This window comes from Novosphingobium sp. (assembly GCF_031417815.1).
GTDB lineage: Bacteria > Pseudomonadota > Alphaproteobacteria > Sphingomonadales > Sphingomonadaceae > Novosphingobium.
Genome location: NZ_JANOWI010000023.1, coordinates 26,069 through 37,916, shown reverse-complemented (window position 1 = coordinate 37,916; position 11,848 = coordinate 26,069). Strand labels below are relative to the sequence as shown.

The following is an 11,848-nucleotide window of genomic DNA, read 5'->3' as shown; positions in this document are numbered from 1 at the left end:
TGAGGAGACCGAAAATGGCATTCATGCGCAAGCTCTTGGCCGACCAGACCGGCACTTCGGCGGTGGAATATGGCTTGATCTGCAGCCTGATGGTGGTTGGCCTGGTCGTTGGCGTGCAGGGGCTTGGTGCCTCGGTCGGCAACAGCTTCGAGACCACCAAGGTCAAGATGGCCGCTGCGACGCTGCCCTGATTTTCAGATCTCGCTGCCGTCCACCAGCGGGCGCTCTTCGCGCGTTGCCACATAGCGGGCATCGGGTTCCGCGGGGCCCGGCGAAATCACCACGTGATCCTGATGCACTTCAAGCAGCGTGCCCACAAACGGCCAGTCTTCCATCGTGCTGACCCGGTAGCTGACTGTATCGCCGACCTTGAATGTGGCCGGATCGAAATTGAAACTGAACGGGCAGTCCTCGCCGCCCTCGCCGCCCATGCCTTTCATGCCCGAACTCCTTTGCCGCCACTCTAGGCGCAAGCCGCCCAAACGAAAAGAGCCGCCGGATTGCTCCGACGGCCCTTTTGCAAACTGTTACGCGGCCTAACCGACGATTTCTTCGGGCGTGAAGAAATAGGCGATTTCGATCGCGGCGTTTTCATCCGAATCCGAACCGTGGACCGAATTGGCTTCGATCGATTCGGCCAGTTCCTTGCGGATCGTGCCGGGTTCGGCATTGGCCGGGTTGGTTGCACCCATGATGTCCCGGTTGCGCTGCATCGCCCCTTCGCCTTCAAGCACCTGAACCACGACCGGGCCGCTGATCATGAAATCGACCAGCTCGCCAAAAAACGGACGCTCGGCGTGAACCGCATAGAAGCCTTCAGCCTGCGCGCGGGTCATGTGAATGCGCTTCGAGGCAACGACCCGCAGCCCGGCTTCTTCCAGCATCTTGGTGACCGCGCCGGTCAGGTTGCGGCGGGTGGCATCGGGCTTGATGATCGAGAAGGTGCGGGTAACCGCCATGTCAGGTTCCTTGGGCAAAGTTGGGGTATGGAAGAGGTTGGCGCGCCCCTAGCGGGGATTATGGTGCACTGCAAGGCACCGTCGTCCCGGGCTTGATCCGGGACCGCTGGCCTTTGGACGCAAGCTCGCGGCAAGCCGGCAGCGGCCCCGGATCATGCCCGGGACGAGGTCACCCCGCCTTGACCCAGCCCTTGCCTTCCTGACGCCAATAGTTGCGTTCAAGCCCGTCGATCTCGCCCAGCTTGCGCCACGTGGCGCGTGCATCGTCGATGGTTGAGCCGTCGAACAGCAAAAACACGCGTTCGAATGTTTCAGCGCCGTCAACCCATTGACCGTCAGCAAGCGCCAGATAGGTCGCGCCATTTGCAGCATCGAGGAGATTGCCGATCAAAATCGGCTGACGCGCATCGTGTTCGCCGCCGTATAAACCATGGGCCAGAAACTGGTCTTTCACCCCCCACAGCGCGGCACTGATCCGCCCTTGCAGCAACTCATCGCCCGCAATCACCAGCACTCGGGCCCCGGCATCGATCATCTTGGCCGCCAGCTGCGGCAAGGCGATCTCTACCGGGGAATGGCTGAGCTGGTAGAAATCAACCCTCAAGGTTGTCCCTCACATAGCGGTCAAGCAGCCGCACACCGTATCCGGTTGCGCCCTTGTCCCAGGTCTGGCCGGGCTTGCTGGCCCAGGCCATGCCGGCAATATCGAGATGCGCCCAGGGCGTGCCCTTGTCGACGTAGCGCTGGATGAACTGCGCCGCCGTGATCGAGCCGCCTTCGCGCGGGCCGACGTTCTTCATGTCGGCAATCGGACTGTCGATCAGCTTGTCGTATGCCGGGCCCAGCGGCATCCGCCATAGCTTGTCGCCCGATACATTGCCCGCCGCGATGAGCTTTCCGGCCAGCCCTTCATCGTTCGAGAAAATCCCGGCCTGTTCGTGGCCGAGCGAGATCAGGATCGCGCCGGTCAGCGTGGCCAGATCGACGATTGCGGTGGGCGAATATTCCTTCTGCACCCAGGTGACGCAATCGCACAGCACCAGCCGCCCTTCGGCGTCGGTGTTGATCACCTCGACCGTCTGGCCCGACATGGTGGTGACGACATCGCCGGGGCGCTGGGCATTGCCATCGGGCATGTTTTCAACCAGTCCGCAGACCCCGACGACGTTGGCCTTGGCCTTGCGCCGTGCAAGCGCCAGCATGGCCCCTGCCACTGCGCCCGCGCCGCCCATGTCCCACTTCATGTCTTCCATGCCGGCCGGCGGTTTGAGCGAGATCCCCCCGGTATCGAAGGTCACGCCCTTGCCGACGAAGGCCACGGGCTTTTCGCCCGCCGGGCCGCCGTTCCATTCCATCACCAGGATGCGCGGCTTGCGGACCGAACCCTGCGCCACGCCCAGCAGCGCGCCCATGCCGAGCGCCGTCATCTCGGTTTCATCGAGCACGCGTACTTTTATGCCAGTGCCGTCCAGCCGCTGGCCAACGCGTTCCACAAAGCTTTCGGGATAGATGATGTTGGCCGGTTCGGTGACCAGTTCGCGGGTCAGTTCGACCCCGTCGGCCAATGCATCTTCAACCTTCCAGGCGGCTTCGGTGCCATCGGGCGCGCCGACCACGCGGATCGCCTTGAGCGAGGCCTGCTGATCGGCCGGCAGCTTGGTGCGGTAGACATCGTGGCGCCAGCCGCGCAGCCGTGCCCCCAGGATCACCGCAGCGGCTTCGGTTGCTGACAGGCCTGCATCGGCAAAGTCGATCGTCACCGCAACTTCGCCCGAGGCGATGTATTTTGCAGTGATCGCCGCACCGGCGCGTTCCAGCGCCGCGCTGCGGTCTTTTGCGCCCTTCTCGCCGGAGCCGGCCAGTGCCACGCGCACCACCTTGCCATCGCGGCTGATGAAGCCCTCATGGAGCTGCCCGGCTTTTCCGCTAAAGCGGCTGGCCCTGGCGCCTTCGGCCAAAGCCGGTTCTAGGCTGGCGGGCAAGGTATCCTGGTTGACTAGGTGTGCCACCGGGCTTTCCACAGTGGCGACGAATTCGATTTTCATGGCTGCTCCCAAAGCGAAGAAGTCAGGCTGCGCCAAACCGTTCGTGGGCAGCCTTCAGATGGATTGCAGTTAGGCGTGAGCAGTGCGATAGGCAAGCCATGCTCCCCCCGGCACGGCACTTTGCGCCGCTTCATTTTCTGCATCCGAACCGCCAGCAGATTGCCGGAGCAGCGTTGCTCCTTGCCCTGATCGCCAGCCCGGCCATGGCGCAGGATCAAGCGCAGTCACCGCCCAGTTTCGAAGACCAGGTCCCGCAGCCCAGCGCTGAGGCCGAACAGACCTCGACCTTGCCCGAACCCAGCCTGCCTGCGCCCGGCGAACAGGTTTCGTTCGAGGCGGACGGGGCGACTTACAACGACAAGACGCAGGAACTCAAAGTGTTCGGCAATGTCGTGCTGCGCCAGAAAGGCCAGTCGGTCCGCGCCGATGCGGTAACCTGGGACCGCACCAGCGGGCTGATCGTGGCCGAAGGCAACGTCCGGTTTGTCGATACCGAAGGCAACCAGCTGTTCACCGAACGGCTGGAACTGTCCGACGAATTCAAGGCCGGGGCGATGCAGGACCTGCTGATTGTGCTGCGCGAAGGCGGGCGCCTGGCCGCGCGGCAGGGCCAGCGCGGCGCAGACGGCAAGATCGAGCTGAGCCAGGCCGCCTATACCGCCTGCGCGGTGGAAGATAGCACCGGTTGTCCGCGCGAGCCCAGCTGGCGAATCACTGCCAAGCGGGTGGTTTACGATCCCGAAGCCAAGACCGTGCGGTTCTATGGCTCGCGGATTGAACTGTTCGGCATTGCCCTGCTGCCGCTGCCGCCGATCACACTGGCGACCGATGGCCGTCCGATTTCGGGCCTGCTGATCCCTGACGTTCAGCTTTCGGCCTCGAACGGGGTGCAGCTTTCGGAAACCTGGTACCAGCGGATCGGCCCCAACCGCGACCTCTCGGTTACCGGCTATGTCTTTTCCAAGGCGCTGCCGATGATTTCGGCGCAGTACAAGCAGCTTACCGGGACCGGCGCGTTTCAGGTGACCGGCTATGCCACGCGGTCATCGCGCATCCCGATCGGCGGGGTTCCGGCATCCAGCCAGAAGGATTTCCGCGGCTACTTCTATGGCAACGGCAAGTTCCAGTTCACCCCCAACTGGGGGCTGACCTTCTCGGCCCGGCTCACCTCTGACCGCACCTTCCTGCGCCGCTATGATATCAGCCGCGATGATCGCTTGCGCTCAACTGCCGAGCTGGAGCGGATCGACAACAATTCGTATTTCTCGGTGTCGGGCTGGGCCACGCAGACGCTGCGGGTCAACGATGTGCAAGGCCAGGTGCCGTTTGCGATCCCGGTGCTCGATTACCGCCGCCGGCTTGATGATCCGCTGCTGGGCGGGCGGGTTCAGCTGCAGGTCAATACCATGGCGGTCACCCGCAGCACCGGCCAGGATACCCAGCGCGGTTTCGCCAGCGCGCAGTGGGATCTGCGCCGGCTGACCCCGTTCGGCGTGGAACTCAGCGTTACCGGCCTGGTGCGCGGCGACATTTATCATTCGGATGAAAACGCGCTGACCAGTACCGCCAGCTATCGCGGCAATCCCGGCTGGCAAAGCCGCGGCGTCGCCACGATTGCCTTTGATGCCAAATATCCGCTGGTCGGTTCGCTGTGGGGCGGCACGCAAGTGCTTACCCCGCGCTTTCAGGTGGTCGCCAGCCCGACACTGCGCAATCTGGCCGTGCCCAACGAAGATGCCCGCGCGATCGATCTGGAAGATTCGAACCTGTTCGCACTCAACCGGTTCCCCGGATACGACCGGGTTGAGGACGGTGTGCGGTTCACTTACGGGATCGACTGGCAGTTCGAACGGCCCGGCTGGCGCGTTCACAGCACGATCGGCCAGTCTTACCGGCTGACCGTTCTGCCCACGCTGCTGCCCGACGGCACCGGCCTTTCCGAGCGGACCTCGGACGTGGTCGGGCGGACCGAGATCCGTTATCAGAATTTCATCCAGTTCACCCACCGCTTCCGGCTCGACAAGGACAATTTCGCGATCCGGCGCAACGAGTTCGACGCCGCGATCGGCAGCCAGTCAACCTACCTTGAAGTCGGTTATCTGCGCCTCAACCGCGATGTCGGCGGCGGGATCGAGGATCTGAAAGACCGCGAGGAACTGCGCGTGGCGGGCCGCGTCGCCTTTGCCGGCAACTGGTCGTTCTTCGGTTCGGGGGTGTTCGATCTGACCGGGATCAGCGATGATCCGACCTTGGTGGGGGTTGATGGCTTCCAGCCGATCCGCACCCGGCTGGGTGTGGCCTATCAGGACGATTGCCTTGAATTCGACGTAACCTGGCGGCGCGACTATGTGACCACGGGTGATGCGCGGCAGGGCAACATCTTCCAGATCCACATCGCCTTCCGCAATCTGGGCTTTTGAACAGGGCACTTGGCCGCAAGGGCGCTTGGCCGTTGGCAGTGTGCCGCAAAAGCGCTATCCGCGCTGCTCAGCCAAGGTTAAGCCGCCACCCGGCAACAGCCACGGCAGTTCTGGCGCCAGTCTATCCGGCGCGTTATTCGGGAATCGTATCACGGTGACTTCACGTTTGTTCCGCCGCTTTTCGCACCGCCTGATCCTCGTCCCGCTGACCGCGGTGGCTATCGCCCTGTCGGGTGCGGCCACCGCGCAGGACGAACCCGGCGCCGGCAGCCAGGGCAGTCTTTCGCTGCCCGAAAACCCGCATATCTTTGGCAAGCAGGATCCCAATCGCCGCACCGCGATGGTCATCATCAACGGTGAAGTGATCACCGGCACCGATGTCGATCAGCGCGTGGCGCTGGTGGTCGCGGCCAACGGCGGCAAGGTTGCGCCCGATGAAATGGAGCGGCTGCGCCTGCAGGTGCTGCGCAACCTGATGGATGAAACGCTGCAGATCCAGGAAGCCAAGGCACAGGACATGGACGTGTCCGACGCCGAGGTTGACGAGACTTACAACCGCATCGCCCGCCAGAATTTCGGCCAGGATCCCAAGGCGATGGACGCCTATCTCGTCAAGATCGGTTCTTCGCCCAATTCGCTCAAGCGCCAGATCCGCGGCGAACTTTCGTGGCAACGCCTGCTGCGCCGCAACGTCACGCCGTTCGTCAACGTGTCGGACGATGAAGTGCGTGAAGCCATCACCCGGATGGAACAGGCCAAGGGTACCGACGAATATCGCGTCGGCGAAATCTTCCTCTATTCGAACAGCGAAAACCGCGATGCCGTGGCGCAGAACGCTCAGAAAATCGTCACACAGATCAAGGGCGGCGGCAATTTCGTCGCCTATGCGCGCCAGTTCTCCGAAGCCTCGACCGCGCCGGTTGGCGGCGATCTCGGCTGGGTCCGGCTGGGCATGCTGCCGCCCGAACTGCAGGAAGCCGTGGCCGGTCTTGAAACCGGCCAGATGGTCGGCCCGATCGAAGTGCGCGGCGGCTTTTCGATCATTCTGCTGATCGACAAGCGCAAGGTGCTGTCCGCCGATCCGCGCGATGCGGTGCTCAGTCTCAAGCAGATCGCGCTGAAGTTCCCGGCCGGCACCAGCGAGGCGGCAGCCAATACCCAGGCGCAAAGTTTTGCGGCGGCAATTGGCGGTGCCAAGGGCTGCGCTGCAGCCGATGCCATCGCCCAGCAGATCGGCGCCGAAGTAATCACCAACGATCAGGTCAAGGCGCGCGACCTGCCCGGGCCGCTCGCGGCGATGGTGCTGGGGCTCAATGTCGGTCAGGCGACACCGCCGTTCGGCTCGCTGACCGATGGAGTCAGCGTGCTGATGCTGTGCGGGCGTGACGATCCGAAAATGGCCGGCGATCCGACCTTTGAGGACGTCGAAGGCCAGATCCTCGACGAGCGCATCAATCGCCGCTCGCAGGCCTACTTGCGCGATCTGCGCCGCGATGCGGTGATCGATTACGGCAACTGATTTCGGCAATGGATTTCCCGCCCCTAGCAGTATCGCTGGGCGATCCTGCCGGGGTCGGTCCTGAACTGATCGCGGCAGCCTGGGCCCGGCGCGAAGCGGAAGAGCTGCTGCCCTTCTTCGTCGCCGGCGGTGCAGAGATTTTGCGCGCCGCGGCGCAAACACGCGGCCTTTATCTGCCCGTTACCGAGATATTTCACCCCGCCGAAGCGCTCGACCTGTTTGACCATGCGTTGCCGGTGCTAGCCGGGGCCGATGGTGATTATGCCGCCGGTCTGCCCGATCGCGCGGGCGCCGAACTGGCGCTGGCCTCGCTGTCAGAGGCGACCGAACTGGTTCGCGCAGGCGAAGCCTCTGCCCTGATCACCGCGCCGATCGCCAAGGCGCGGCTGGCCGAAGTGGGCTTCGACCATCCCGGACAGACCGAATTTGTCGCCGCCGCCTGTTCCTATGCGCCGGGCGATGCCGTGATGATGCTGGCGGGGCCGCAGCTGCGCACGGTCCCGCTGACCGTCCACGTCGCACTGAAGGACGTGCCCGGTCTGATTACCCCTGCGCTGATCGAGCGCAAGGCGCGGATCGTCGCCATGGCGCTGTACCGCGATTTCGGGATCGCCAAGCCGCGCATCGCGGTCGCTGCGCTCAATCCCCACGCTGGCGAAGGCGGGCGGATGGGCCGCGAGGACATCGATGTGCTCGCCCCGGTGATTGCCGCGCTGGCCGCCGAAGGGATCGCCATTACCGGCCCTCATCCGGCCGACGGCCTGTTCACCGCGCATGCGCGCCAAAGTTTCGACGTGGCACTGTGCATGTACCACGATCAGGCGCTGATCCCGCTCAAAGCGCTTGATTTCGATTCGGGCGTTAACGTCACGCTGGGGCTGCCGGTGGTGCGCACCAGCCCCGATCACGGCACCGCTTTCGGGATTGCCGGGCAGAACACGGCCGATCCCGGCGCGACCATTGCCGCCATCCGCATGGCGGGCCTGTGCGCGCTGCGCCGGGCGGGCCTTTATGAGGACTGAGCTGCCCCCTTTGCGCGAAGTGATCGCCCGCCACGGGCTGCAAGCCAGCAAGGCACTGGGCCAGAACTTCCTGTTCGATGAGCAACTGCTGGGCCGGATCGCGGCGATTCCGGGGCCCTTGAAGGGTGCGCAGGTGCTCGAAGTCGGCCCCGGCCCGGGCGGCCTGACCCGCGCGCTGCTGCACGCCGGGGCGCAGGTTACCGCAATCGAGATGGACAAGCGCTGCCTGCCCGCCTTGGCTGAACTGGGGGAGGCCTTTCCCGGCCAGTTGCGCGTGATCGAGGGCGATGCGACCAAGGTCGCACACGGGATCGAAGGCCCCTACCACATCGTTTCCAACCTGCCCTACAACGTCGGCACGGCGCTGTTCGTCGGCTGGCTGGGGGGTGAGGCCTGGCCGCCGCAATGGGCCAGCCTGACGCTGATGTTCCAGCTCGAAGTGGCCAACCGGATCATCGCCGCGGCGGGCAGCGACGCCTATGGCCGCCTCGCGGTGCTGGCGCAGTGGCGCGCGTCCGCCAAGATCGCAATGAAAGTCCACCGCAGCGCCTTCACCCCGCCGCCCAAGGTGATGAGCGCGGTGATCCACGTCACCCCGGCTGCGATGCCCGCCGGGGTCAGCGCCCGCAAGCTTGAACGGCTGACCGAGGCCGCGTTCGGCCAGCGCCGCAAAATGCTGCGTCAAAGCGTCAAGGGCCTTCCTGGCACGCTGGCCGCGCTGGATTCGCTCGGGATCGACCCCCAACGCCGCGCAGAAACGCTCACCGTCGCTGAATTTATTGCTGTAGCACAATTGCTTAGCATCCCGGCCTTGCCTCTGATCGAAGGCCGGGAGTAAAGCCAGCCATGACTGACGACAATTCCGAGCCCCTCCAGCCGCTTGATCGTATCCAGCAGAACGTGCTGGCCAAGGCCGAACGCCGCTTGCTCAACTGGATTTGCGCGCGTCTGCCGCTGTGGGTCACGCCTGACAAGTTGACCGGTTTTGGCGTGCTCGGCGCCTTGGTCGTGTTCTTTGGCTATGCGCTGTCCGGCTGGTCGCTGCACACCATGTGGTGGTGCATTCTGGGCTATGCGATGCAGTGGTTCGGGGATTCGCTCGATGGCAGCCTGGCCCGCTGGCGCAAGATCGAGCGGCCCAAATATGGTTACTTCATCGATCACAGCGTCGATGGCCTGGTGATCCTGCTGATCATGGCCGGGATGGGGCTTTCACCCTATGTCCGCATGGATGCCGCGGCCTTTGCCACGATCGGCTATCTGTTGCTGTCGATCCACGCCTATCTGGGCGCGCGGGTGCTGGGCGAATTCAAGCTGTCCTACTTCAATTTCGGCCCGACCGAGCTGCGTTTCGTGCTGATCGCGCTGACCCTGGCGATGATGGTGCTGGGCCCCGATGCCGGCCGCATCGGTAAGCTTTCGGGCTTCGATTTCTTCGTCGGCGCGGCGGCGGCGCTGCTCAACCTGCTGTTCATCTGGCAGACGCTGGTCACCGCGCGGCGGCTCGACCTGATGGAGCGGCCGAAGGCAAAGTAGCCAATTCCTCTCCATTTTGGGCGAAGGCCATAAATGCGAAGGATCTGGATTTGGCCTAAGTCTTCTTCACCCGCCGCCAGGCATGCAGCAGCGGTTCGGTATAGCCGCTGGGCTGTTCGGTGCCCTTGAACACCAGATCAAGCGCGGCGCGGAACGCAGGTGCATCTTCGTTGCCGGTCAGCGGCTGATAGGCCGGATCGCCCGCGTTCTGGGCATCGACCTTGGCGGCCATGCGGCGCAGGCTATCCATCACCTGGTCCTTCGTGCAGGCCCCGTGGAGCAGCCAGTTGGCCATGTGCTGCGATGAAATGCGCAAGGTGGCGCGGTCTTCCATCAGGCCAATGTCGTGGAAATCGGGCACCTTGGAGCAGCCGACCCCGGCATCGATCCAGCGCACGACATAGCCGAGCAGCCCTTGCGCGTTGTTATCCAGTTCCTCGCGCACTTCGTCTTCGGACCAGTTGGTGCCAAGCGCCAGCGGCACGGTGAGCAGTGGTTCGAGCCCCGGCGTGGGCTGGCTGGCCAGATCCTGCTGCACCGCAAACACATCGACCGCATGGTAATGCATCGCGTGCAAAGTCGCGGCGGTGGGCGATGGCACCCAGGCGGTGTTGGCGCCGGCCCTGGGATGGCCGATCTTCTGGACCATCATTTCGCCCATCAGATCGGGCGCGGCCCACATCCCCTTGCCGATCTGTGCCTTGCCGGAGAGCCCGCAGGCAAGGCCAATCTGAACGTTGCGCTTCTCGTAGGCATCGATCCACGCCGATTGCTTCATCGCGCCTTTGCGGATCATCGGCCCGGCGCGCATCGAGGTGTGAATCTCATCCCCGGTGCGGTCGAGGAAGCCGGTGTTGATGAACACGATCCGGTTGCGCACCGCATGGATGCAGGCAGCAAGGTTGGCCGAGGTGCGGCGTTCCTCATCCATCACGCCGATCTTGATCGTGTGGCGCGGCAAAGCGAGCAGATCTTCCACCGCATCGAACAGCTGGCTGGTGAAGCCGCATTCCTCCGGCCCGTGCTGCTTGGGCTTGACGATGTAGATGCTGCCGGACTTGCTGTTGCGATAGGTGCCCAGCTCCGCAACGTCGTGCGCGCCGATCGCGCTGGTCAGCACCGCGTCCATGATCCCTTCGGGGATCTCGCCGCCATCGGCCAGCAGGATCGCCGGGTTGGTCATCAGGTGGCCGACATTGCGAACGAACAACAGGCTGCGGCCGGGCAGGGTCAGATCGCCCCACTGCCGGTCCGCGTTCAATGTGCGGGTCAGCACCTTGCCGCCCTTTTCGAAGCTTTCCGAAAGATCGCCGCGGATCACGCCCAGCCAGTTGCGATAGGCATTCAGCTTGTCCTCAGCGTCGACCGCCGCGACCGAATCTTCCATGTCGCAGATCGTGGTCAGCGCGCTTTCGAGCAGCACGTCGGCGATGTGCAGCGGATCGTTTTTGCCAACCGGGTGCGCCGGATCGATCACAACTTCGATGTGCAGACCATTGTTACGGAACAGATAACTGCCATCGCGCCGGGCTACGAGGTATTCACTTTCCCCGCCTTCAAGCACCGCTTGCCAGCCGGGCACCGCGCCATCGAGGAACGTGCGCACCGCTGTGATCACCGCAGCCCCGCGCACCGCGTCATAACCGCCGGGCCGCGCCGCTGCGGCATCCAGCGCATCGGTGCCGTAAAAGGCGTCATACAGGCTGCCCCAACGGGCATTGGCGGCATTGAGCAGGAACCGCGCGTTGAGCACCGGCACCACCAGCTGCGGCCCGGCCATCGTCGCGATTTCCGGATCGACGTTCTGGGTGCCGATCTGGAACGGTGCGGGTTCGGGGACCAGATAGCCGATTTCAGTCAGGAAGGCCTGGTATTCGCCAGGGTCGATGGCTTGTCCGGCGCGCGCCAGGTGCCAGGCGTCGATCCTGGCCTGCAGATCATCACGTTTGGCCAGCAGCGCCCGGTTTTCAGGAACGAACTTCGCCAGCAGAGCGGCAAACCCCGCCCAGAACTGCGCGGCGTCTTTGCCCAACGGGGCCAGCACTTCGCCGTCAATGAAGGCGGCCAGCGCGGCATCAACCTGAAGGCCCGATTTCTCAACCCGATCGCTCATTCTACCTCACAGTGCATTGCGCCGGAGCGCGGCCGCGATCCGGTTTGGTTTCTGCTGATTCCGGGGAGGAACGCAGGCGCATCTGCCGCATTGCAGCACGATTGGCAACCATGCTCTCGCGCCAATCGAAGTTGACACAGTTGACACTGAGTCCGCTTCTTCCAACATCGGCGCAGCGGCTGAAATGCTGGGGTTCCGGGCCGGTTACCGTCGTTTGGCGCAGTGGCGGAATAA

11 protein-coding genes are annotated in these 11,848 nt (G+C 64.0%); 6 read left to right on the top strand and 5 right to left on the bottom strand.

Annotated elements, in window-relative coordinates:
- The first annotated feature begins 14 nt into the window (after window positions 1–14).
- The gene (locus RMN99_RS06125; protein WP_309622416.1) at window positions 15–191 is read left to right on the top strand and encodes a Flp family type IVb pilin; all 177 of its coding nucleotides are present in this window, start codon (window positions 15–17) and stop codon (window positions 189–191) included.
- Window positions 192–194: 3 nt separating this feature from the next.
- On the opposite strand, the gene RMN99_RS06120 is transcribed toward RMN99_RS06125, so the two are convergent.
- The 4 genes from RMN99_RS06120 to RMN99_RS06105 form a co-directional block, all read right to left on the bottom strand.
- The gene (locus RMN99_RS06120) at window positions 195–440 is read right to left on the bottom strand and encodes a hypothetical protein (RefSeq protein WP_309622415.1); all 246 of its coding nucleotides are present in this window, start codon (window positions 438–440) and stop codon (window positions 195–197) included.
- 96 nt (window positions 441–536) lie between these two features.
- Window positions 537–959, bottom strand: a complete 423-nt coding sequence (ndk, locus tag RMN99_RS06115; protein WP_309622414.1) for a nucleoside-diphosphate kinase — start codon at window positions 957–959, stop codon at window positions 537–539.
- Window positions 960–1,128: 169 nt separating this feature from the next.
- Entirely contained in the window at window positions 1,129–1,563 is a 435-nt protein-coding gene (locus RMN99_RS06110) for a DNA polymerase III subunit chi (protein WP_309622413.1), read from the bottom strand.
- Complete coding sequence (locus RMN99_RS06105) at window positions 1,553–3,004, bottom strand: leucyl aminopeptidase (RefSeq protein ID WP_309622412.1); 1,452 nt, start codon at window positions 3,002–3,004, stop codon at window positions 1,553–1,555. Before RMN99_RS06105 ends, RMN99_RS06110 begins: the two co-directional genes overlap by 11 nt.
- Window positions 3,005–3,102: 98 nt before the next feature.
- Between RMN99_RS06105 and RMN99_RS06100 the strand changes: the two genes are divergently transcribed.
- From RMN99_RS06100 to RMN99_RS06080, 5 genes are all read left to right on the top strand, one after another.
- Window positions 3,103–5,424: an LPS assembly protein LptD gene (locus RMN99_RS06100; protein ID WP_309622411.1), complete on the top strand. Its 2,322-nt coding sequence runs from the start codon at window positions 3,103–3,105 to the stop codon at window positions 5,422–5,424.
- A 154-nt stretch (window positions 5,425–5,578) separates the two neighbouring features.
- A complete protein-coding gene (locus RMN99_RS06095; RefSeq protein WP_309622410.1) occupies window positions 5,579–6,943 on the top strand; it encodes a peptidylprolyl isomerase in 1,365 nt (454 codons plus the stop codon).
- Between the two features lie 8 nt (window positions 6,944–6,951).
- A complete protein-coding gene (gene pdxA, locus RMN99_RS06090; RefSeq protein ID WP_309622409.1) occupies window positions 6,952–7,965 on the top strand; it encodes a 4-hydroxythreonine-4-phosphate dehydrogenase PdxA in 1,014 nt (337 codons plus the stop codon).
- Complete coding sequence (rsmA, locus tag RMN99_RS06085; protein WP_309622408.1) at window positions 7,955–8,803, top strand: 16S rRNA (adenine(1518)-N(6)/adenine(1519)-N(6))-dimethyltransferase RsmA; 849 nt, start codon at window positions 7,955–7,957, stop codon at window positions 8,801–8,803. Before pdxA ends, rsmA begins: the two co-directional genes overlap by 11 nt.
- A gap of 8 nt (window positions 8,804–8,811) precedes the next feature.
- The gene (locus RMN99_RS06080; RefSeq protein WP_309622407.1) at window positions 8,812–9,501 is read left to right on the top strand and encodes a CDP-alcohol phosphatidyltransferase family protein; all 690 of its coding nucleotides are present in this window, start codon (window positions 8,812–8,814) and stop codon (window positions 9,499–9,501) included.
- A 55-nt stretch (window positions 9,502–9,556) separates the two neighbouring features.
- Here the strand turns inward: RMN99_RS06080 and RMN99_RS06075 are convergent, their stop codons facing one another.
- On the bottom strand, window positions 9,557–11,614 hold the full coding sequence (locus RMN99_RS06075; RefSeq protein WP_309622406.1) for a malate synthase G: 2,058 nt from the start codon (window positions 11,612–11,614) through the stop codon (window positions 9,557–9,559).
- Window positions 11,615–11,848 lie beyond the last annotated feature (234 nt).